Origin of the sequence: Streptomyces sp. NBC_01508 (assembly GCF_045040315.1) — a bacterium.
Classification (GTDB): Bacteria; Actinomycetota; Actinomycetes; order Streptomycetales; family Streptomycetaceae; genus Streptomyces.
This window is the reverse complement of record NZ_CP109419.1, coordinates 1,305,052-1,327,299: the sequence shown is the minus strand read 5'-3', so window position 1 is coordinate 1,327,299 and position 22,248 is coordinate 1,305,052. Positions and strand designations below refer to the sequence as shown.

The 22,248-nt window shown below is 71.0% G+C and carries 20 protein-coding genes; 11 read left to right on the top strand and 9 right to left on the bottom strand.

The window, feature by feature from the left end; all coding sequences use genetic code 11:
- Position 1: 1 nt before the first annotated feature.
- Positions 2-1,342 carry a 6-phospho-beta-glucosidase gene (locus OG700_RS05960; protein ID WP_405609947.1) on the bottom strand — a complete coding sequence of 447 codons (1,341 nt, stop codon included), beginning with the start codon at positions 1,340-1,342 and terminating at the stop codon, positions 2-4.
- A 138-nt stretch (positions 1,343-1,480) separates the two neighbouring features.
- On the opposite strand from OG700_RS05960, the gene OG700_RS05955 reads away from it, so the two are divergent.
- From OG700_RS05955 to OG700_RS05920, 8 genes are all read left to right on the top strand, one after another.
- The gene (locus OG700_RS05955) at positions 1,481-1,969 is read left to right on the top strand and encodes a GNAT family N-acetyltransferase (RefSeq protein ID WP_405609944.1); all 489 of its coding nucleotides are present in this window, start codon (positions 1,481-1,483) and stop codon (positions 1,967-1,969) included.
- Positions 1,970-2,311: 342 nt separating this feature from the next.
- Positions 2,312-3,154: an SAM-dependent methyltransferase gene (locus OG700_RS05950; RefSeq protein WP_405609941.1), complete on the top strand. Its 843-nt coding sequence runs from the start codon at positions 2,312-2,314 to the stop codon at positions 3,152-3,154.
- Positions 3,155-3,531: 377 nt separating this feature from the next.
- On the top strand, positions 3,532-3,996 hold the full coding sequence (locus OG700_RS05945) for an NUDIX hydrolase (protein ID WP_405609938.1): 465 nt from the start codon (positions 3,532-3,534) through the stop codon (positions 3,994-3,996).
- A 104-nt stretch (positions 3,997-4,100) separates the two neighbouring features.
- Complete coding sequence (locus OG700_RS05940) at positions 4,101-5,117, top strand: Gfo/Idh/MocA family protein (RefSeq protein WP_405609935.1); 1,017 nt, start codon at positions 4,101-4,103, stop codon at positions 5,115-5,117.
- 106 nt (positions 5,118-5,223) lie between these two features.
- Entirely contained in the window at positions 5,224-6,513 is a 1,290-nt protein-coding gene (locus OG700_RS05935) for a DegT/DnrJ/EryC1/StrS family aminotransferase (RefSeq protein ID WP_405609933.1), read from the top strand.
- 26 nt (positions 6,514-6,539) lie between these two features.
- A complete protein-coding gene (locus OG700_RS05930) occupies positions 6,540-7,229 on the top strand; it encodes a methyltransferase (protein ID WP_405609930.1) in 690 nt (229 codons plus the stop codon).
- A gap of 78 nt (positions 7,230-7,307) precedes the next feature.
- A complete protein-coding gene (gene hisN / locus OG700_RS05925; protein ID WP_405609928.1) occupies positions 7,308-8,126 on the top strand; it encodes a histidinol-phosphatase in 819 nt (272 codons plus the stop codon).
- Positions 8,127-8,175: 49 nt separating this feature from the next.
- Positions 8,176-9,741 (top strand): carbamoyltransferase C-terminal domain-containing protein, encoded by a 1,566-nt coding sequence (locus OG700_RS05920; protein ID WP_405609925.1) that lies wholly within the window; start codon positions 8,176-8,178, stop codon positions 9,739-9,741.
- Between the two features lie 60 nt (positions 9,742-9,801).
- On the opposite strand, the gene OG700_RS05915 is transcribed toward OG700_RS05920, so the two are convergent.
- The 3 genes from OG700_RS05915 to OG700_RS05905 all read right to left on the bottom strand — a co-directional run bounded on the left by OG700_RS05915 (position 9,802) and on the right by OG700_RS05905 (position 12,612).
- A complete protein-coding gene (locus tag OG700_RS05915) occupies positions 9,802-10,578 on the bottom strand; it encodes a peptidoglycan recognition protein (RefSeq protein WP_405609923.1) in 777 nt (258 codons plus the stop codon).
- A gap of 154 nt (positions 10,579-10,732) precedes the next feature.
- Entirely contained in the window at positions 10,733-11,965 is a 1,233-nt protein-coding gene (locus OG700_RS05910; protein ID WP_405609921.1) for a hypothetical protein, read from the bottom strand.
- 287 nt (positions 11,966-12,252) lie between these two features.
- Positions 12,253-12,612 (bottom strand): ArsR/SmtB family transcription factor, encoded by a 360-nt coding sequence (locus tag OG700_RS05905; RefSeq protein ID WP_405609918.1) that lies wholly within the window; start codon positions 12,610-12,612, stop codon positions 12,253-12,255.
- Between the two features lie 115 nt (positions 12,613-12,727).
- Between OG700_RS05905 and OG700_RS05900 the strand changes: the two genes are divergently transcribed.
- Both OG700_RS05900 and OG700_RS05895 read left to right on the top strand, forming a co-directional pair.
- Positions 12,728-13,816, top strand: coding sequence for a cation diffusion facilitator family transporter (locus OG700_RS05900; protein ID WP_405609915.1), 1,089 nt, complete (start codon positions 12,728-12,730; stop codon positions 13,814-13,816).
- Positions 13,817-13,955: 139 nt separating this feature from the next.
- Positions 13,956-15,290 (top strand): hypothetical protein, encoded by a 1,335-nt coding sequence (locus OG700_RS05895; protein ID WP_405609912.1) that lies wholly within the window; start codon positions 13,956-13,958, stop codon positions 15,288-15,290.
- 61 nt (positions 15,291-15,351) lie between these two features.
- On the opposite strand, the gene OG700_RS05890 is transcribed toward OG700_RS05895, so the two are convergent.
- The 5 genes from OG700_RS05890 to OG700_RS05870 form a co-directional block, all read right to left on the bottom strand.
- Positions 15,352-16,668 (bottom strand): MFS transporter, encoded by a 1,317-nt coding sequence (locus tag OG700_RS05890; protein WP_405609909.1) that lies wholly within the window; start codon positions 16,666-16,668, stop codon positions 15,352-15,354.
- Complete coding sequence (locus OG700_RS05885) at positions 16,665-17,729, bottom strand: PLP-dependent cysteine synthase family protein (RefSeq protein ID WP_405621482.1); 1,065 nt, start codon at positions 17,727-17,729, stop codon at positions 16,665-16,667. Before OG700_RS05885 ends, OG700_RS05890 begins: the two co-directional genes overlap by 4 nt.
- A 289-nt stretch (positions 17,730-18,018) precedes the next feature.
- Positions 18,019-18,459 (bottom strand): hypothetical protein, encoded by a 441-nt coding sequence (locus OG700_RS05880; protein ID WP_405609906.1) that lies wholly within the window; start codon positions 18,457-18,459, stop codon positions 18,019-18,021.
- Positions 18,460-18,511: 52 nt separating this feature from the next.
- Complete coding sequence (locus tag OG700_RS05875; RefSeq protein WP_405609903.1) at positions 18,512-19,681, bottom strand: aminopeptidase P family protein; 1,170 nt, start codon at positions 19,679-19,681, stop codon at positions 18,512-18,514.
- 553 nt (positions 19,682-20,234) lie between these two features.
- Entirely contained in the window at positions 20,235-21,368 is a 1,134-nt protein-coding gene (locus tag OG700_RS05870) for a PhlD (protein WP_405609900.1), read from the bottom strand.
- A 178-nt stretch (positions 21,369-21,546) separates the two neighbouring features.
- On the opposite strand from OG700_RS05870, the gene OG700_RS05865 reads away from it, so the two are divergent.
- On the top strand, positions 21,547-22,233 hold the full coding sequence (locus OG700_RS05865; protein WP_405609897.1) for an alpha/beta hydrolase: 687 nt from the start codon (positions 21,547-21,549) through the stop codon (positions 22,231-22,233).
- Positions 22,234-22,248 lie beyond the last annotated feature (15 nt).

Below are 22,248 nucleotides of genomic sequence, written 5' to 3'. Positions count from 1 at the left end.
GTCACCTGAGATATCCGAGACCCGGGTGGGCGGCCGCGTAGCCGTCCACCAGCCGCCGGGCCACCGTCACCGAGTCCACGAGCGGGTGCAGCGCGAACGCCTTCACCGCCGTCGTACGCGAACCGCTCTCCGCCGCCGCGAGCACCTCGCGCTCGACGGCCTTCACCGCGCAGACCAGACCGGTCGCGTGGTACGGCAGCGGCGCCGCGGAGAGCGGATGGGCGCCGTTCGCGTCGACGAGGCAGGGGACCTCGATGACGGCATCGGCGTCCAGCACCGAAAGCGTCGTGCGGTTGGGGACGTTGAGGATGAGCGTCGCGCGGCTGTCGTGCGCGATGGCCCGCATCAGGGCGAGCGCGACCTGCTCGTACCCGCCCGACTCCAGGTCCTCGGCGTCGCGTTCACCCGCGCCCGCCGCCTCGCGGTTGTGCGCCATGTACGTGGCCTCGCGTTCGGCGCGGGTACGGTCCCAGGTCGCCAGCGCGGGGGTGTCCGGCCGCTCCATCTCGTCGTAGAAACGGGCCTGTTGGTCGCGCAGGAACGCGCCTCGGGTGGCCTCGGCCTCGCGGTACGCGCGTACCGTCTCCCGGTTGAAGTAGTAGTAGTGCAGATACTCGTTGGGGATCGAGCCGAGGGACCGGAGCCAGTCCGTGCCGAACAGCCTGCCCTCCTCCATCGAGCCCAGCAGTCCGGGATCGGCGAGCAGGCGCGGCAGTTGGTCGCGGCCCCCGACGCGCAGACCGCGCAGCCAGCCCAGGTGGTTGAGGCCCACGTAGTCGATGAAGGCGGTGCCGGGGTCGGCGCCCAGGAGGCGGGCGACGCGGCGGCCGAGTCCCACGGGGGAGTCGCAGATGCCGATGACCCGGTCGCCGAGATGGCGCGCCATCGCCTCGGTGACCAGCCCGGCCGGATTGGTGAAGTTGATGACCCAGGCGTCGGGGGCGAGCCGGGCGACCCGGCGCGCGATGTCGACGGCGACGGGCACCGTGCGCAGCCCGTACGCGATACCCCCGGCCCCGACGGTCTCCTGCCCGAGCACCCCCTCGGCGAGCGCGACCCGCTCGTCCGCCGCGCGGCCTTCGAGACCGCCGACCCGGATCGCCGAGAAGACGAAGTCGGCACCCCGGATCGCCTCGTCCAGGTCGGTGGTGACGGTGACCCGCGGCGCGTCGGGCACGTCCGCCGCCTGGTCGGCGAGCACCCGGGCGATCGCGGTCAGCCGGGCGCTGTCCACGTCGTACAGGACGACGTCGGTGACCCGGCCCGCCGCGTGATCGCGGAGCAGCGCGCCGTACACCAGGGGGAGCCGGAAGCCCCCGCCGCCGAGGACCGTGAGCCTCATCCGACAAACCACCTTCACGCAGACGACAGGACGTTCCCGTTATACGTCACTCACGGCGTGCGGTGGCGTGCGCCGGTGTGTGATGCCTGACAGCCAAAGTGCTGGCGACCCGAACCGCCGCCCCGTCATGCTGGGTGCATGCTGATCAGGGAAGCCAACCGGGCGGACTGGCCCGCCATCTGGCCGTTCTTCCACGGGATCGTCGCCGCGGGCGAGACGTTCACCTACCCGACCGACCTCGGGGAGCACGACGCACGCGACTGGTGGCTGCCGGCTCCGCCGAACCGTACGGTCGTCGCCGTCGACGACGTGGGCACCGTCCTCGGCACCGCCAAGATGAACGCCAACCAGATGGGCAACGGCGCGCACATCGCCAGTGGGAGCTACATGGTCGACCCCGCGCACGCGGGCCGGGGCGTGGGGCGGGCGCTGTGCGAGTACAGCCTGGAGTGGGCGCGTACGGCGGGCTACCGCGCGATGCAGTTCAACGCCGTCGTGGAGAGCAACACACACGCGGTGAGGCTGTACGAATCACTCGGCTTCACGGTGCTCGGCACGCTCCCGGAGGGCTTCCGGCACCCGGTGCACGGCTACGTCGGGCTGCACATCATGCACCGCGCGCTCTGAGAGCGGGACGGACGGCTCGGCCGCCGACCACGCCGACTCCGCACCCTCCACCCGTCCAGGGTGCCCCCCCGATGGGCACCCTGGACGAACTGTGCGTCCGCCAGGACAATGGTCGACCGGGACGTACTTGGACGATTCCGACAACGTGGCGAGCGTGCGTGCCAGGCGTCGTCGGCCAGGTGGCACTTTCGCAACACGCCCCAGCTTCGCGCCTTCCCGTTCTCGGCCGTCCACACGGACAACGACATCGCGTTCGTCCTGGAATCCTTCGACCGCTCGTTCGGCGAAATGCGGCAGATGGGCCGCTTCGCCGGTTGACCCCCCATGCTCGGGAGATCTTCTATGACCAACGACCCGTCCGCGCACCGCACCACCCCGTCGTCACCGGACACCGACCGGCTCCATGACGAGCACACCGAGACCGTGAACGGCGCGGCCGTCGACGGGAACATCCACGTCGGCTACTGGGACAGCCCCGCGGACGACCGCTCGCTCGACCAGGCCACCGACCGGCTCACCGACCTCGTGGCGGAGCGGCTGGCCGCCGCGCCCGGCCGGCACCTGCTGGACGTCGGCTGCGGAACCGGACGGCCCGCCCTGCGCGTCGCACGGGCCACCGGCGCCCGTGTGTCGGGAGTCTCGGTCAGCGACCAGGACATCGGCCTCGCCCGCACCCGGGCTGAGGCCGCCGCGCTCGCCGACCGGGTGGACTTCCGGTACGCGGACGCCCGCGCACTGCCCTTCGAGACCGCGTCCTTCGACGGTGCCTGGGCGATCGAGTCCATGATGCACATCCCCGACCGGACCACCGCCCTCACCGAGATCGCCCGGACCCTGCGGCCCGGCAGCCCCTTGGTCATCACCGATGTGCTGCTCCGGTCGCCGGTGACCGGGGACGCCGCGGACATCGTCCGCCGCACGAGCCGGGCGTTCGGGTCCCCCGCGCTGCCCGAACCGGCGGAGCTCCGCACGGCCCTCGACCGCGCCGGTCTGGAGGTGGTGGAGTTCGACGACATCGGTGACCATGTCCGGCGCACCTATCAGGCGTTCGCCGATGCCTTCGCCGATGTCGCGCCCTCCGCCGACGACCCCCATCAGGAGTTCTTCAACTCCACCCGCTCCTTTCCCCGGTTCGGTGCGCTCCCGCAGGTCGGCTATGTGTTCCTGGTCGCCCGCCGCCCGTGAACGAAGGATCCGCCGAGGGGCGGCGTCACCGAGCCACGACGAGTGGCTGATCCGGCCAACGTATTCGGCCGTGAGACGGCTCACGGTGGCGAGAAAATGATTGTTTAGGAGAAGCGCATCAGGAAACCCCTCACCCAAGAAGTCGGTGGACCGATGCGATATCGGCCCGCGGATCGGTGCGGGCTGCCCGAGCGCCTGCGAAATTGAGGCGTCCGAATCCTTCTGCGAACCCATGTTCCCGTAGAGCGCCAGGTGATATGGGGCGGAAATCTAGGTACGATAACAATCGCGATTCGGTGATAATTCGGACTCTGTCTGCATTTTACCCGGCGTATATGCATGTGAATTTTATGTGCAGGTGAAATGAGGGGGCCGTGATGACCGAACCTCGACCGGTGGTCGGCGCGCTGATCCGCGACCCGTACGACCGGATATTCGTCCAGCGCCGCTCCGCCGGCCGTCGCCTCTTCCCCGAATGCTGGGACGTCGTCGGCGGAGCCGTGGAAGAAGGGGAATCCCTTCTGGACGCGCTCCGCAGGGAGATAGCGGAGGAGACCGGGTGGCGGCTGCGCCACGTTCTCGCCCGGGTGGCGCACGAGGAGTGGACGGCAGACGGAGTACGGCACATCGAGTCGGACTACGTCGTCGAGGTGGACGGGGACCTCTCGTCGCCCGAACTCGAACGGAACAAGCACACCGAGTTCGCCTGGATAGCGGCCGGGGAAGTCTCGCTGCTCGACGAGAACGTACTGCGCGGCGGAAGCGCCTTTATCAGAGACGTCGTGAGCGCGGCACACGATTGGCTCGCCGATACTTCCGGGAAGAGCCGCAAGGCTCTCTGAACCGCCTGCGGACGGAAGCCCGATCCGGATCTCCACGAGTAGCTTCCGGCTGCCCGCTTCACTGCTTCATTCTCAAACGATCTTCGGCGAGGGAGATATTCCGCATGCCCGGTGACAGGTTGAAGAATGTGCGTCCGCGATTACGGGTATTGGTGGTCGGATTTGCCGGGCACCAAGGAAGGGAGTATCTGCCGATCGTGCGGGAGAGCGCGGATATCGTCGGCGGCGTCGACCCCGCCCCGGCGGCCTCCCCGCTCGCCGGCGAGTGGGGATTCCCGCATTACGACATCCTCGGTGAGGCACTTGAGAAAGTGGACTTCGACGCCGCGGTGGTCACCGTGCCGCACAGTGAGCACTTCCCGGTCTGTACGAAACTCCTGGCGCACGGCAGGCACGTCATCAAGGAGAAGCCGTTCGCCGTCACCGAACACGAAGCCCGGCAATTGATCCACCTGGCGCAACGGGCCGACCGCAGCGTCTTCACGCTGCTGCAACGGAACTTCAACCGTGTGTTCCAGTTCGCCCAGGAGAACCTCGCGCGGATCGGGGAGCCCTACTGGTTCTCCTACGACTACCACTTCAACCTGGCTCATCCGACCACGGGTTGGCGCGCCTCCAGGGAGCAGGCGATGGGTGGTGTGCTGCTCGACATGGGGTACCACCTCCTCGATGTGCTCAGCGGAATGTTCCCCGAACCCCCTCGGGTGCACTCCGCCTTCGTGCACCAGTACCAGGAGATGCGGGATCTTCGACTGGAGGATCTCGTCAGCCTCATGTGCGGCTATCCCACGACGGGGCTGGCGGGCTCGCTGCGCATCTCACGCCACCACCACGAGAAGATCGAACACCTCTGTGTGCTCGGTACGCGGGGCGCGCTGAACGTCACTCCCGGGGTCGCCACGCTCCACTCCGTCGGAGGGCTGCCGCTGGAGCGCTACACCTGGGAAGGCCCCAAGACCGACACCGTACGTTCCATGATCGCCCACCATCTGGGGCACCTGGACGACCGCGACTACCGCCAGGACCACTTCCGGCGGCAACTCGCCACGGTGCGAACGATCGACGGAATCTACCGGGACAGATCACGTGAGCGCGGCGAGCTCGCCGACCGGTGCGCCTGACCCGACGCCGCGGCCTGTGTTGCTTGTTCGCGCACCGACCAAGCCCGGCGCACCGACCAAGCCCGGCGCACCGGGCCCGAGCCACCCGCGAAAGCAGGACGGACCCATGACCACCGCCGAACAACTCGCCCTCCTCGGAGGCGTACCCGCCATCGAACAGCCCCTGCCGCACGAGGTCTGGCCGCCCCCCGCCGACGAGGCGGAGCTGTCCGAACTGGCCGGGCAGCGGAACACCGACATCTCCATCAAGGGCAACAGCGGTCCCATCGGCCGGCTGGAGGCCGACTTCCTCGCCTTCCTGAACGGCGGAGCCCGCTTCGCGGTCACCTTCAACTCCGGTACCAGCGCCCTTTTCGCCGCCTACTTCGCACTCGGTGTACGCGAAGGCGTGGACGTCGTGGGACCGGCACTCACCTACCACGCGGCGCTGAGTCCCGTCTTCGCGCTCCGCGGCGACGTGGTCCTGGCCGACATCGACCCCGACACCCGTGGTCTGGACCCCAAGGCACTTCAAGCCGCGCTCACCGAGCACACCAAGGTCATCACGGTCGTCCACCAGTGGGGCCACCCCTGCGACATGGACGCGATCCTGCGGATCGCCGAGCGACACGGGCTGCGCGTTCTGGAGGACTGCTCCCACGCCCACGGCAGCCACTACAAGGGCAGGCCCGTCGGTACCTTCGGCGACGCCGCGGTCTTCTCACTCCAGGCCAACAAGGCCGTCTACGCGGGGGAGGGCGGCATCCTCGTCACGAGCGACCCCCGGGTGCACGACCGCGCCACGCTCCTGGGGCACTACCGCGACCGCTCCCGGGACTCCGTCCTCGACGAGAACCTGCGTGCGCACTGGGTCACCGGCTTCGGGCTCAAGCTGCGCATGTCGCCGTTCAACGCCATCGTCGCCCGGCACGCGCTCGCCGCGTTCCCGGCACGCAAGGAGGCCCGGCACCGCTGTCTGCGCCACTTCGGCGACCAACTCCGTGACGTGGCCTATCTGGAGCCGGTACACGTCGCCGACCACGTCGACATGGGCGCCTGGTACGGCTACAAACCGCTCTACCGGCCCGAGGCGCTGGGCGGTGTCCCGCGCTCCGTGCTCATCGAGGCGCTGCGCGCCGAAGGCATGGAAGTGGGCGCCCCCTCTGGCCCCCGGCTGTCGACCCTGCCGCTCTACGCCCGCCCGGAGAACCCACTCTTCCCCGGAATGCCGAAGAAGGGCGTCGCACCGGAGCCCGGCTCACACGCCGAACACGTCGAGCGGCACGCGCTGTCCCTGCCCACCTTCACCAACTGGCCCGAGGACACGACGCTCATCGACCGGTACGCCGAAGCCTTCCGCAAGATCGGCCGTCACCGCGAAGCGCTCGTACGGTACGCGGCCGACCCGTCCCGATGACCGACACCACCGAAGAGGTAGCGACCATGACTGACAAGGAGTCCCCCGAGGCGGTGGCCCAGGTCCTGCGGCACGCCCTCGTGGGTGACGACCTGCCGGACTCCTTCACCCTGCTGGGGCGGGAATGGAGCCTGCACCGAGGCGTCTTCCCGAGCACCCTGAGCGCCGCCACCGAGGTGCTGGCCTCGATCGTGCCCTACCCAGATGGCGGTTCGTTCCTGGAGGTCGGCTGCGGCACGGGTGTCATCGCCGTGACCGCCGCGCTCAACGGCTGTGCCTCCGTCACCGCGCTGGACATCAACGAAAAGGCGGTGGCCAACACGGCGGCCAACGCCGAGCGGCACGGTGTGAGCGACCGGGTACGCGTCCTGCACAGCGACATGTTCACGGCGCTTGAGCCCACGGCGCGTTTCGACGCGATCTTCTGGAACGTGCCCTGGACCTATGTGGAGGACGGCTTCGCACTCTCCACCGATCTGCACTCCGCCGTCTTCGACCCGGGCTACCGGGGCCAGGCCCGGTACATCGCCGGCGCCCACGCCCATCTGGCCGACGGCGGCAGGCTGCTGCTGGGCACGGCCGACCTCGGGGACCGCGAACGGCTCGACGCCTTCGCCGAGGAGCTCGGCATGCGGGTCGAACTGCTGCGCCGCGTGCGCCGGATCGAGGAAGTACGGGTCATGGAGTACCACATGCTCGAATTGCACGCGAAGTGATCCGGCGGCCCTTGGCGCTCCGCCCGTATCGCCGAGAGCCGAGCCCCCGAAACCCACGAAGTGCGCGGGAGGCGCTTCATGTCACGACAGGCCGATCTCGAACTGGCCCTGCGACTCGGCGATATCGCCGACAGCATCACCGGTCGTCGCTTCCGGGCCCGCGACCTGCGGGTCCAGGAGAAGCCGGACCGTACGCCCGTGACCGACGCGGACACCGCCGTCGAAACGGCCGTACGCGAGGCACTGCGGTCCGCCCGCCCGGACGACGCCTTCGCCGGGGAGGAGACCGGCGGCTCCGTCACGGCCGGGCGCACCTGGATGGTCGACCCCATCGACGGCACCAAGAACTTCCTGCGCGGGGTGCCGGTCTGGGCCACGCTGATCGCCCTGCTGGAGGACGGCCGCCCCACCGTCGGTGTGATCAGCGCCCCCGCCCTGCGCAGCCGCTGGTGGGCGGCGGCCGGACGGGGCGCCTGGCTGCGGCGCGGGTCGGCCGGCAGCGCCCCCCTGCCCCTGCGGGTCTCCGGCAACACCCGTCTCGCCGAGGCCTATCTGTCCACCACCAGCACACGGACCTGGGACCTCTTCCACTCACGTGAGGCATATCTGCGCCTGGCCGAAGCGTGCTGGGAGGACCGTGCCTTCGGAGACTTCCTCCAGCACTGCATGGTCGCCGAAGGAACCCTCGACATCGCGGCCGAACCGGTCGTGAATCCCTGGGACATCACCGCCGTACAGATCCTCGTGGCGGAAGCCGGCGGTGTCTGCACCGATCTGCTGGGCGCCTCGCCCCAGAGCGGCACCGGCGCCCTGTCCGCCAACCCGCGGCTGCACCAACTCGCCCTGAAAGTCCTCTCGGCCCCGCCGGCCATTTCCGGCGATTCGGGCCCGGGCTGATCCCGGCGCCCGGCCGGCAGGTCAGAAATCCGCAGAGAAAGGGACCATCATGCTGATTCTCTCCCTCAAGGAAGGCCATGACGGGGCGGTGGCAGCCGTCGAGGACGGCAAGCTGCTCTTCTCCCTGGAGGCGGAGAAGGACTCGTTCATCCGCTACAGCGGCCTGACCGCCGAGGTGTTCGCCGTAGCGGCGGACCGGCTGGACAAACAGCCGGACGTCGTCGCCCTGAGCGGCTGGATCAAGGGGACCCAGGCAACCGACCAACCCGCGCGTGCCGGGTACTTCGGTGTGGGCGAATCCGCGATCTCGGACGAGGCCGGCCGGTTCTTCGGGAAGGCCGTGCGCGTCTTCTCCTCCACGCATGAGCGCTCCCACATCATGACGTCCTACGGAATGTCGGCACTCCGCCGGGACCAGCCCTTCTACAGCCTGGTGTGGGAGGGGAACATCGGCTCGTTCTACCGTATCGACGAGCACGGGAAGGTCACCCATCTCAAGGAGGTGCTCAACTACCCGGGCAACAAGTACTCCTACGGCTTCGCGCTCGCGGACCCCAAATACAGCCCTTCCGAGGAGTTCGTCCGCTTCCAGGACGCGGGCAAGCAGATGGCCCTGGCCGGATTCGCCGAGAACCGATCGGCGACCCGGACGGAACAGGAAGCGATCGACTTCATCCTCGGCCAGCGGAAGGTCATCACCGGCAGTCTGAAGGACCGGATGACCGGTTCCCCTTTCCACAACATCGGCGTGGAGACAGACGCGTACAAAAGCCTTGCCGCCCGCCTGTCGAACGCCATCTTCGACCGGTTCCACGCATACGCCAAGGAGCATCTGACGGAGGGCCTTCCGCTGCTCATCTCAGGGGGCTGCGGACTCAATTGCGAGTGGAATCGCCGCTGGCGCGAGTGCGGGCTCTTCCCCGCGGTCTTCGTCCCACCGTGCCCCAACGACAGCGGCTCCGCGATCGGTACCGCCATCGACGCCCAGCACTTCTACACCGGGTCGGCCGACCTGGACTGGGACGTCTACGCGGGGGGCGAATTCGTCGAGGACGTGGAATTCGACGCGGGGCGCTACGACATCCGCCCGGTGCGCCACGACGAGGTCGCCCGCTACCTCCGCGACGGGAACATCATCGGCTGGGCGCGGGGCCGCTGGGAGATCGGCCCCCGCGCGCTCGGGAACCGGTCGATCCTGGCCGCTCCCTTCACCGAGGAGACGACAGCCAGGCTCAACAGGATCAAGCAGCGGGAGAGTTACCGCCCCATCGCCCCGATCTGCCTGGAGCAGGACGCGGGCCGCTGGTTCGGCGGCGGGGTCCCCGATCCCTACATGCTGTACTTCAGTCAGGTCGAGTCCGGCGGACTGCGAGCGGTGACGCACGTCGACGGCACGGCCCGCACCCAGACCGTCGACCCGACGTCGAACCCGGACATGGCCGATCTGCTGTCCTCCTTCGGCGAATTGACCGGATTCAGCGTCCTGTGCAACACCTCGCTCAACTATTCGGGGCGCGGGTTCATCAACCGCACCAGCGACCTGATCACGTACGGCGAGCTCCACGGACTGGATGGATACGTCGTGAATGACGCCTTCATCACCCCGCGGCGCTGACGCACCCGCCGCCCGGCCGGGCCACCGCCTGCCGGATCACCCGGGTACGGCGGGTACGGCTCACTGCTCCGGGCGGCCCTGGAGGCGGGCGGCGCCCTCGCGTATCCGGGGGAGCTGCCCGTACAGCGCGCCGCCCGGACAGCGCGTCGCGTAACCGTCACGGTGGCCCGCGACCGTACGGAAGATCTGCCGGGTGCCCTTCTTGTACCGGCTGCCGTCGTTGGTGGACTCCAGCACCGTCGTGCCGCGCGGGTCCACCCCGTACAGACCGAGCTTCCACGCGATCAGCCGGGTGAGCGCGTCGATCATCGGCTCGGGCACCGTCGCGCCGTCGCTGAAGTCTCCTATCGCCGCGATGCCGACGGTGGCGACGTTGAAGCCGAGGGTGTGCGCGCCGACGACGGGGTTGGCGATGCCCCCGGCGCGGCCCTCGTAGATGACGCCACCCCGGTCGACGAGGAAGTTGTAGCCGATGTCGTCCCACTCCCTGCTGTCGACGTGGTCGAAGGCGAAGGTGCGGATGAGACGGGGGACCTCGGGCCGGGTGTAGTCGTTGGGGCTGCTGGTGTGGTGGATGAAGACGGCCTTGACGTCGTTCGCCGTACGCTCCGGCTTGCGCCGGGGCGGGGGCCGCTCCTGCCAGAACGTCCGGGGCTCGACGGCGGGCGGGGCGCTCGCCCACCTGAGCGGGCGCTCCGGGCGCGCCTGCGGGCGCGGTCGACGGGCGGGCACGTCCTCGCCGGCTTGTCCGGCGGCGTCGGCGGCCAGGGTGAGGCCCGCACCGGCTGCGGCGGCCCAGCCCATGCCGCGGAGCAGCACGCGCCGGTCGATGGTCATGGGCACGAGCGTATGGCGGCGGTCCGGGATCCGCCTCCCTTCCGGGGAGGCCGGCACGGGGCGTTCCGGGCCCCGCCCGGAGTCTCGGCGGGGCCCGGAAAAGAATCGAACAGTTCGGCCGGACGGAGGTCGCCCCCCGTCCTCCCGGTGCCCGTCAGGACAGACGTCGCCGCGTCGCCACGGTGAATCCGCCGGCCGCCAGCAGGGCGACGGCGGCCCCGCCGGCGAGGAGCGTGCCGCTGCTCCCGGTCTCCGCCAGCTCGTCGAGCTGGGGCTCGGTGCCGCCCGTGCCGCCGGTACCACTCGTACCGCCCGTACCGCCCGAAGACGTCGAACCGCCGGTGGTCCCGCCGGTCGTCCCGCCCGTGGTGCCCCCGCTCCCGCCGGCCGACTCGTTCACGACGATCTTGGCCGTGTTGTTGGTGCGGTTCTTGTCGAACGGCAGCGTCCCCCACCGGTGGTCGCCCTTGACGAACGCCACCGTGCCCGTGGCGTTCGCGACGACCTTGTCGATCCGCAGCCCGAAGACGTACGCGCGCTCGCTGTCCTCGTCCGCGTAGTTGTACGGAGTCGTGCAGCGGTACGTCGCCGCCCCGGCCGGCTCGCAGAACTCCGGGACCTTCGTGACCTTCGTCCCCTTCGGGATCCCGACGTCGAAGACGCCGATCGGCCCGTAGACGTCGTTCCTCGCCCAGGCCGGTCCCTTGTTGGCGAAGGTGACCTTCGCGTCCACCGTCGCGCCCGCCTTGCCCTTCGCCTTCGAACCGGTCAGCGCGAAGTCCGCCGTGTTCTCGGCGGTGATGTCGACGCCGAGTTCGGCGTCGTGGACGGTGCCGGGCGGCTCGGGCGCGGCCCGCGCGACGAGCTTCAGCACCGGGTCGGCGCCGCCGCCGTGCTGCGTGCCGTCGGGGAACGTGGCGATGCCCTCAAGGATGTTGACGTTGAGCCGTTCGTACAGCGCCCGGTCCAGGACGTTCAGACCGATGGGCTCGGCGGGCTCGTAGACGACCCCGGGCTCCAGGATCTGCTCGATGTCGCACACCGCGTTCACCTGCGCCGGGCCCTCGTCCTGGGCGGGCGTCTCCTCGTACACGCAGTTGGAGTACTTCTTGTCGTAGGACAGCCCCTGCGAGCCGCTGAGGTAGAGCACCACGCGCGTGGCGGGCGCGTCCCCCTTGTTCTTCACCGCGAACGACAGCTCGGTCTCGTCCCCGGGCCGCACTCCGTCGATCGGCGCGGTCTGCTCGAACACCAACTCGGCGCCGGCCGCGGCCTGTTCGGCGGCGGCGCCACCGGTCGCGGCCACCAGCGACCAGCCGACGGCGGCTGCGACGACCGCTCCCGCCGTGAGCCGCCGTGGTATGTGTGCCTCTGCCGCAGATCTCATGTGCCCCTCCGAGGACGCGCGCACCGAGTCGCGCACCGGGTGTGGAACGGAAGACACCTGTGACCGCCGGACGGTTGTACGGCTGGACGGGACTTCGCGACTAGGGCGTGTTGCGAAAGTAGCGCCGTCCGCCCGAAGGGCGGGGCCGACGGCGTCTGGTGCGTGCGATCGCAAGGCGGAGGATCGTTCTCGTACTGGACGTACTTGGATGATTCCGACAACGCGGCGAGTGCGCGTGCCAGGCGTCGTCGGCCAGGCGGGACTTTCGCAACACGCCCTAGCACGCCCTAATCGTGCGGGGGGCGGCCGTCCAGCTGGTGGTCCGCCAGGTTCAGCGCCTCGTCGATCACGCGCCGCAGATGGCCGTCACGGAGGCTGTAGACGACCCGGCGGCCCTCCTTGCGTGTGGCGACCAGACCGGCGAGCCGGAGTTTGGCGAGGTGCTGGCTGACGGCGGGGCGGGCCGCGCCGCACACCTCGGTCAGCGTGGTCACGTCCGCCTCGCCGCCCGCCAGCTCGTGCAGCAGGACCAGCCGGGTGCGGTCGGCGAGGACGGCGAAGACCTCAGCCGCGAGAGTGAACTGCTCCTCGCCAGGGATGGGCGGGTGCGCATCATGCGCAGATGACAGTTGCATGCGTGCGTTCATATGCACATAATGGCGACGGAGTACGCCGCTGTCCACCCCTCCATGATCGGCCTCAGGTCTCAGGTCCCAGGATCAGGCCCAGGCCCCACTGCCCGCGCGTCGGAAGGTCATCGCCATGAACGATCCGCACGCACACCCGCACGCACACCCTCACCCGCACGAGGAGGCGCACGGTGGGCGCGGTGGGCGCCTCGCCCGCCTGCGGCACAGAGCCGGCCATCTCCGCACGGCCCACTCCCACGAAGCGGCCGACAAGACCGACCCCGCCCTCGAATCGTCGGCGAAGGGCATGCGCGCGCTGTGGGTCTCGCTGGCCGTGCTCGGCGTGACCGCGCTCGCCCAGGTGGTGGTCGTGATCCTGTCCGGCTCGGTGGCGCTGCTCGGCGACACCGTCCACAACGCCGCCGACGCGCTGACCGCGCTGCCGCTCGCCGTCGCGTTCGTCCTGGGGCGGCGCGCGGCCACCCGTGGATTCACCTACGGGTACGGGCGGGCGGAGGACGTCGCCGGCGTCGTCATCGTGCTGACCATCGCCGCGTCGGCGGTCTTCGCCGCCTGGACCGCCCTCGACCGGCTGTTCGACCCGCGGCCGATCCACTACCTGCCCGCCGTCGCGGTCGCCGCCGTGGTCGGATTCCTGGGCAACGAGTGGGTCGCCCGCTACCGCATCCGCGTCGGCCGCGAGATCGGCTCGGCGGCCCTGGTCGCCGACGGGCTGCACGCCCGTACCGACGGCTTCACCTCGCTCGCCGTCCTGCTGGGCGCGGGCGGCGCCGCCATCGGCTGGCGGCTCGCCGACCCGGTCGTCGGCCTTCTGATCACCGCCGCGATCGTGCTCGTCCTGCGCGACGCCGCCCGCGAGGTGTTCCGCCGCGTCATGGACGCCGTCGACCCGGCGCTCGTGGACGCCGCCGAGGCGGCCCTGCTGGACGTCGCGGGAGTACGGGCGGTGGGGGAGTTGCGGCTGCGCTGGATCGGGCACCGGCTGCGGGCCGAGGTCGCGGTCGTGGTGGACGGCGAGCTGACCGTACGTCAGGCGCACCGCGTCGCCGTCGAGGCCGAGCACGCCCTGCTGCACGCCGTACCGAAGCTGACGGCCGCGCTGGTGCACGCCGATCCGGCCGCCGGTCCCGGCGGGGCCGACCCGCACGCGGCGCTGGCCCATCACGCCGATACGCGCGTACCCGCTCACAACCACGCCTGACGGTGCGGGACTTGGCGGTGGGCGAGGCCGTCTCGCGGGTGTCGCGTATGGAGATCCCTCCACCTCCAGGCCCTTGTTGCTTACATGACATTTTCACTAGCGTGTGCCGGGTTCCATCCCCCCACAGGAGGAGTCCGGCATGAACGTCCGAGCGAGACCCGCCCACCGGCGTCGGGTCGCCGCCGCCCTTTCCCTGCTCGCCTGCGTGGGTGTGGCTGTCGCCACGCCGAGCGCGGGAGCGGCCGACGGCCACAAGTCCACGCGCGTAGAGACCGCACCGGTCTCCTGGCCGGCGGATCTGACGCGCATCACCTCCGACGACGTCAACGTGCGTTACGCGAAAGGCGCGTTGAGCGTCCGGGACACCGCCTTCCGCCCGGCGTCGGCGGAGACCGGACGCGGCTACGGCACCCAGGTGCTCGCCCCGGAAGAACTCGACGCACCGGTCGACCGGGTCAGCGCCGTACTCGTCACCGAGACACCCGGGGACGGCGACGCCGAGGTGGTCGTCGACGTGCGGGGCCGCTCGGCACAGGGCGCCTGGACCGAATGGATACCGGCGGGCCAGGCGGGCCAGGCGGGCCAGGACGGTCAGGGCGCGTCGGGTCAGGGCACGGCCGACCCGGACTCGGCCGGCCCCGGCACGGCGGTCCTGCCGCGATCGGTCACCACCGTGCAGGCCCGGATCACCCTCTGGGACACGGCGGGCGAGACGCGCGTCCGCAGCCTGCGGCTGTCGGCCGAGAAGGGGACCGCGCCGCGTACCTCGGCGGGCGCCACCGCCGTCACCGCCCGGGTCTTCGCCACCCGTGAGGGACTTGTCGGCCGTACGACCGCCAACGGCCACATCATCCAGCCGAACGACCACTTCGTCGCGCTGCCCTCACGGCGGGGCCTGTCGCCCAACGGCAGCGGCCAGTACTCCGTACAGGTCTGCGGCCCCGCTCGCTGCGAGACCGCGCCGGTGTGGGACGTGGGGCCGTGGAACACCAAGGACGACTACTGGAACCCGTCCGCGACCCGCGAGACGTTCAAGGACCTGGCCCAGGGCATGCCCGAGGCCCAGGCCGCCTACGAGACCGGCTACAACGGGGGCCGGGACGGGTCAGGCCGTACCGTACTCAACCCGGCCGGTATCGATCTCGCCGACGGCACCTTCTACAACGTCGGTCTGAACGACAACGGCTGGGTGACCGTCACCTACCTCTGGACCGGCGACCAGACGGGCAAGTCCTTCCCCACCTGGGGCACGGACGTCCGGATACGCCAGCAGGCGACCACCGCGTCGCCCGAGGTGGCGCGCCTGGCCGGACCGACGACGGTCAACGTGAAGTGCCAGGTCCACGGTCAGCGAATCACGGTGGACGGCATCACCAATGACGGCTGGGCGTATCTGCCGGCGTTCGGTGGCTACGTCTCCAACATCTTCATCGACGTGGTGGAGTCCTGGCTACCCGGCGTACCGGACTGCTGAACCGGCCCGGGTACCGGGACCGTGCGCCGGTCCCGGTCCCCGTCCCGGTCCCGGTGCGGTGTCAGGCGGTCGCGGTCGCGGGCCGCGCTTCGCGTACGGCAGGCGCGGCGAGCCGGCCCGTACGGTGCAGTACGCCGAGGGCCGCCGCGCACGCCACCCCCAGCGCGAACAGCGTGAACCACGGGAGCGCGGCGACGCCGGCCGCCCGCGCCGCGTCAAGTGCCGCCCCCGTGAGCAGGTTTCCGAGGGTGATGCCGATACCGCAGATGGTGTTGTAGAGCCCGTAGTGGGTGGCGACGAGACGGCCACCGGCGAGCCGCACGATGGTGTCCATCTCAAAGGGGTACGCGATCATCGTGCCCAGCGCGAGCAGCAGCGCCGCGAGCGCCGGCGGACCGGCCGCCAGCGCCCACCGGCCGATCCCGCCGTCCGGTACGGGAATCGCGGTCGCCACCAGGAGCGGCAGGAACGCGACCCCCATGACGGCCAGCCCCCAGGTGAGCGCGCGCCCCGGCGCCACCCGGGCCGCCCCGCACCAGGCGGTCACCCGGGTCTGGAACAAGATGGTGCCGAGCCCGGAGACGGCGAAGAGCAGCGCCACGGCGGCGGTACCGAACTCCCCGTCGCCGCCCACCCGTCGTACCTCCAGCGGTAGCGCCAGATACACCTGGAAGGTCAGCACGTACGAGCCGATCATCGCCGCGGAGAAGAGCAGGAACGGCCGGTTGGCCAGTACCGAGCGCCACTGGGCCCGCACGCTCGCCCGCCCGCCGTCCGCGCGCACCGTGTCCTTGTTGTCAGCGCCGCGCCGGGCCGGCAGCGCCCGGATCTGGACGACACTCAGCAGCGCGAAGATCCCGGCCGAGACGAGGCAGGTGATCCGGAAGTCGACACCCGTCAGCACCATGCCCACCAGCGGGCCGAGCAGAATGCCCGCCTGGTAGAAGACGTTGAACAGCGCGAACGCCTCCACCCTGCGCTCTCCGGCGTCGGCCGCGAGATACGCCCGGACCGCCGGGTTGAACAGCGCCCCGGCGAATCCGGTGGCCGCCGACGCGGCGAGCAGCGCGGGCAGCGAGTCCACCAGGCCGAGCGTCGCGAAGCCCACCGTGCGCAGCAGGCACCCGGCGACGATGAGGGGCTTGTAGCCGAACCGGTCGGCCAGTGTCCCGCCGACCAGGAACATCCCCTGCTGGCTGAAGTTCCGCACCCCCAGCACGAATCCGACCAGCCACCCGGCCAGTCCGAGGGTGCCGGACAGATGGGCGGCCAGGTAGGGCATCAGCATGTAGAAGCCCAGATTGATGGTGAACTGATTGACCATCAGCAACTGGACGCCGCGCTCGTACGAACGCGTCCGCGCGATCAGCCCCTTCACCGGTCCACCTCCTCAAGGGAGTTGGCGCTACCGGCCCGGCTCAGCGGGTCGACGACCTCGGCGCACCGGGTCCAGCGGGTGACCTCCTTCTCGTCGGGGCGGCCCACCACCTCCGGTTCGGCGGCGGGCGCCGAGTCCAGCAGTCCGTACGCGGCGCAGTAGTCGTCGTCGTACACCGTGCCCAGATAGCGCTGCGGCCCGTCCGGGAACACCGCGGCGATCCGGGAGTCCGGTGATCCGGTCCGGGCCAGCCACCCGGCCACCAGGGCGACGGCGCCGACGCTCCAGCCGCCGGTGGCGTAGTGGGAGTTGGCGAGTTGACGGCAGGTCCACACCGCCTCGGACGGCGCGACCCAGTGCACCTCGTGGAAGTTCTCGTATGCCACGTTGCGCGGGTGGATGCTCGATCCGAGGCCGCGCATCAACCGGGTCCTGGCCGGCTGCCCGAAGATCGTCGAACCCACGGCGTCGACCCCGATCACACGCAGCTCCGGGTAGAGCTGGCGCAGCACGCGCGAGATCCCGGCGGAGTGGCCGCCGGTGCCGACGCTGCACACCAGGACGTCGATATGGCCGAGCTGGGAGGCGAGTTCGAGGGCGAGCGGGGTGTACGCGGCGGTGTTGTCGGGGTTGTTGTACTGGTCCGGGCACCAGGATCCGGGGTGCCGCGCCAGCAGTTGGGCCACGCGTTCGCGGCGGGCCTGCTGCCAGCCGCCGGTCGGGTGCGGCTCGGGGACGGTGTCGACGCGGGCGCCGTAGGCCGTCAGCAGCCGGGTCATCGACAGTTCAAGACCGGGGTCGGTGACGAGGGTGACGGGGTGGCCTTGGACCATGCCGGCGAGGGCGAGCCCCAGCCCCAGGGTGCCGCTGGTCGATTCGACGATCCGGCCGCCGGGCAGCAACTCGCCTCGGGCACGGGCCCGTTCGACCATGTAGAGGCCGGGGCGGTCCTTGATGCCGCCGGGGTTGAAGCCCTCCAGCTTGGCCCAGAAGCCCCGCCCCGCCGGGGCGAGGGGCTCACGGACCCGCAGGAGCGGGGTGTTGCCCACCAGCCCGGACAGGCTGTGGGCGGCCTGTGGGGCGGCGGCCCGGGGCGGTGCGGTACGCGGGGAGGGGGAGTGCGTGGGGACGGTGGGGGTGTGAGGGAGCACGGGTTCGCTTTCGTTCGGTGTACGGGAACGCGGGGCCGGCCGTGCCGCTCGTCCCTTGTCACGCGATCGCGTGCGTGCGTGCGTGCGGGCGGGCGGGCGCGGGAATCGCGCGCAGGCCGAATCGGGGCGGACGGCGTGCGGAAGGCCCGACTGTGCGTCGCGTGTTCGAAAGGGAGGAGGACCGGTTCGGCAGGGCGTTCTACACCCGCAGATTTCCCGGGTCTCTCCGTACGGCGGACGTGGGGACCGCGTCGGCCGCCACCGTGCGAGCGGGGGTGCGGAGGTGCGTCAGTTCCGCGGAACCGAGCGGTGTCGATCCACGAGCGGGCAGGTCGGCGCGGTACGGAGGCTGACCGGAGGCGCAGCTCTCCGCCCGGTGCTCCGTCTCGTCCCCGTTGTGGTGGCCGGGCGCGGTGTCGTGGTCCGCGAAATCAGCCGACGACGCTGTTGCTGCCGACGATGCCGACGATGCGGTCGTGGTCGCCGCCGTCGTCGCGGTCGCTGTCACCGCGACGACGGGGGACATGTGGGCCGTCGTGTTGTGATTGTTGACGCCGTGCGTGTACAGCAGCGCGAAAAGGAGTACGGCCAGCCGGAACACGCGCCAGAACGCTCGCGAAGTCCGGAAGGCCGTGAACATTCCGTGATCGTAGCGTCACTTGGCGTGTGCCGCGTGCCGGCGACACCGTGGACTACCCGACGACGGCCAGCCCCCGCTCGGTGGCGTTGAGCCGCCGGCCACCGGTCCCGGTGACCGTCACGATGTCCTCGATCCGCACGCCGAAGCGGCCCGGCAGATAGACGCCGGGCTCCACGGAGAAGCACATGCCCGGTACGAGCGGCAACTCCTCGCCCTCGACCATGTAGGGCGGCTCGTGGGTGGTGACACCGATGCCGTGGCCGGTGCGGTGGATGAAGTAATCGCCGTACCCGCCCTCGGTGATCACCGCGCGGGCCACCCGGTCCACCTCCTGGCAGGCGATGCCGGGCCGCACCGCCTCGCAGGCGGCCCGCTGCGCCGCGCGCACCAGGTCGTGGACGCGCCGCTCCTCCTCGGTGGGCTCGCCGACATGCACGGTGCGGGAGGTGTCCGAGCCGTAGCCGTGACACAGTCCGCCGAAGTCGAGCACGACCATGTCGCCCTCGCCGATGACCCGTTCACCGGCCTCGTGGTGGGGGTTGGCGCCGTTGGGGCCGGAGCCGACGATGGCGAAGTCGACCTGGGAGTGGCCGAAGCCGCGCAGCAGTCCGGCGATGTCCGCGGCGACGTCGGTCTCCCGGCGGCCCGCGAACGGCACCTTCTTGATCTCCTCGTAGGCGGCGTCGGCCGCGGCGCCCGCCAGGGCCAGCCGTTCCACCTCGCGGGCGTCCTTGACGGCGCGCAGCATCGGGAGCGCGTTCGTCAACGGCGTGTAGGAGGTGCCGGGCAGGGTCTCCCGGAGGCCGATGAGGTGCAGGGCCCAGGTGTTGTCGCTGATGCCGTAGCGGCCGGTGGCGGTGAGCGAGGGCGCGGTCACGCCGTACGGGTCGACGCCGTCGGTCCAGTCGCGCAGCGTCAGCGCGGGCGCGCCGACGGCCTTCTCCGCGTCGGGCGCCTCCAGTTTGGGCACGACGAGGACGGGGCCGGCGTCCGGGGTGAGCACCAGCAGCGTCAACCGCTCGGTGGCGGCGGGGGGTTGGTAGCCGGTGAGCCAGACCATGTCCGGGCCGGGCGCGACGAGCACCCCGGCCAGCCCGGCGGCGGTGGCGTCCCGCACGGCGCGGTCCATCCGTGCGCGGTAGTCGTCTGCGGTGAAGGGGGCCGGGGCCGCGGGGGCCGCCGCGGCCGTCGCGGGTACGGAAGATGCGTCGCTGCCAGTCATACGGCCATCCTGCCGTCGCGACGGGCCGTTCGGGTAGGCGGTACGCAGGTCGGATGCCGGATGCCGGATGCCGGATGCCGGATGCCGGATGACGCCTACGACTTTGAAGTGCGCCTGCGACAGTCCGGCGGCTGCGCGTAGTCACGGTTCATCGTGTCGCGCACCCGGAGCATGCGGCGGTCGCTCTCCTCAACGGCGCGGCCTACGGGACCCATCACACCACGGGCCCTCCGCCGGCCCTGGGCTCCCAGGGACGGGAGCAGTGCCGGCGGTGGGCGACGCACTGGGCGCCCTACATGGTCGCCGAGCTGCGCCGCAGCGCCGTCGTGGACCTGGACCACGAACGTATCCGGCGGGTGGTACGCCGGGTGCGGCGGTCGGCCGGGGTGCGCCGCCTCTGGGACGGGGACGAGCGGGCGGAGATGAGCCCGCGCCCCTACGGCGCGGTGCGCCCGATGGTGCTGCCGCTCCGGTCCGGTCCAGGTGTCGGTCCAGGCGCTGGCGCCGATGGCCCATCCCGGCCTGCGGATGATCGTCGGGATCCCCGTCGGCTTCACGGAGCCGGATCTGCCGCTGGGGCCGCCGCCCCCGCCACGGCCCGCAGACGCAGCGCCGTAACGGTGAAGCCGGGGCCGAAGGCGACCGCGACGCCGTCGCCCTCGGCCGCCGGTGTCGCAGCGCCCGGCTCCGTCCCCGGCTCCGCGCCCGGCTCCGTCCCCGGCTCCAGCGTGCGCGCCAGCACGTCCAGCAGTGCGACGCCGCCGAGGTTCCCGTGGGCGAGGGAGGCGAAGGAGTGCGTCCCGCCGGTGTCCGGGTCGAGCCCGAGCCCGGCCAGTGTGCCCCTGATGATCCCGGGCCCGCCGGGATGGACAGCGGCCCACTCGACCGGACTCCCGGCCAGCCAGTCGGTCAGATGCGGAACGACCCGCCCCGCCGCCCTCTTGGCGTCGTGCCCCGAGTCGAAGAAGAGCCCGTCCTCGTTGATCACGCCCCAGTACGCGTCCTGGCTGTCCGGCAGCACGAACTCCCAGGTGCCGGCCACCTCCAGCACCCCGTCCGGCACCTGGCCCGGCGCACCGCGGTCCCCGTCGCTCACCACCGCGGCCCCTCCGGAGTCCCCGAACAGACCGCCGTAGAGCACGGTCTGCAACGTGGGAGTACGCGGGTGGTAGAGCGTGCTCAACGCCTCCGCCGCCACGACCAGCACCCGCGCCCCCGGGTTGGCGCGCACGAAGCGGGCCGCCTGCACCAGGGCGTGCGCGCCCCCGGCACACGCCACCGTCGCCAGCCCCACCCGGGACACATCGGGCCGCAGCCCCAGCTGCCGGATCAGGTCGACGTCCAGTCCGGGCACCGTCCAGGACGTCGTGTGCGTCGTCACCAGACAGTCCACGTCCCCGGCGGTGAGGCCCGACCGGCGCAGGGACTCCCGCGCCGCGGCCACCGCCGGCCCGCGTGCCCCCTCGTACGCCGTACGCGACCGCTCACCGACCCCGGCGCGCGCCCCGGTCTCGGCCAGCGGCGCGACCCAGGGCCGTCGTACTACCCCTGTGTGCCCCAGCATCCGCAGCCACAGGTTGAGTTTGGGGTGGGCGGGATGGCGGGCGCGAAGATCGTCTGCGATTTCCTCCGTGCTCACCCAGTACGGCGCCGTCCGCACCACAGGACGGCTGACGACTACGGCCACAGGGACCTCCTCACCATCCTGGCCCCGGAGGACCGTAGGACTGTTCGGCTGTCAACAGTAAGCGAGCGGCCAGGGGGACGGGCCGGGATCCGCCGGCTGGCCGTGGTGCGGGGGCGGTCCTAGCGTGGACAGGCGGGGGACGACCGGGGTGGGAAGACCTCTGCGAAGGAGCAGCGAGATGGCTGACAGGCCCGCGATCGTCCTCGTCCACGGTTTCTGGGGCGGAGCCGCCCACTGGGGAGGTGTCATCACCGAACTGCACCGGCGCGGCCACGGCTCGCTGCACGCGGTGGAGATGCCGCTCACCTCGCTGGCCGACGACGCCGACCGCACCGCCAAGATGGTCGCCCAGATCCAGGGACCCGTCCTGCTGGTCGGCCACTCCTACGGCGGCGCGGTCATCACCGAGGCGGGCGGTCTGCCGAACGTCACCGGACTCGTCTACGTCGCGGCGTTCGCCCCGGACGCGGGGGAGAGCCCCGGACAGATCACCCAGGAACTGCCGCCCGCCGCCGCCGACAACCTCGTCCCGGACTCCGACGGGTATCTCTGGATCCGGCAGGACAAGTACCACGAGAGCTTCTGCCAGGATCTGCCCGCCGACCAGGCCCTGATCATGGCCGTCACCCAGAAGGCCCCGCTCGCCTCCACCTTCGGCGACACGGTCACCGCCCCGGCGTGGCGGTCCAAGCCCTGCTGGTACCAGGTCTCCACCGAGGACCGCATGATCCACCCCGACAACGAGCGCCGCATGGCGCAGCGCATGGACCCCCGTAAGACGGTCGAACTCCCCGCCGGTCACGCCTCCTTGGCCTCCCGCCCGGCCGATGTCGCCGACCTCGTGGACGCCGCCACCGCCGGCTGAACGGGCACCTCGCGT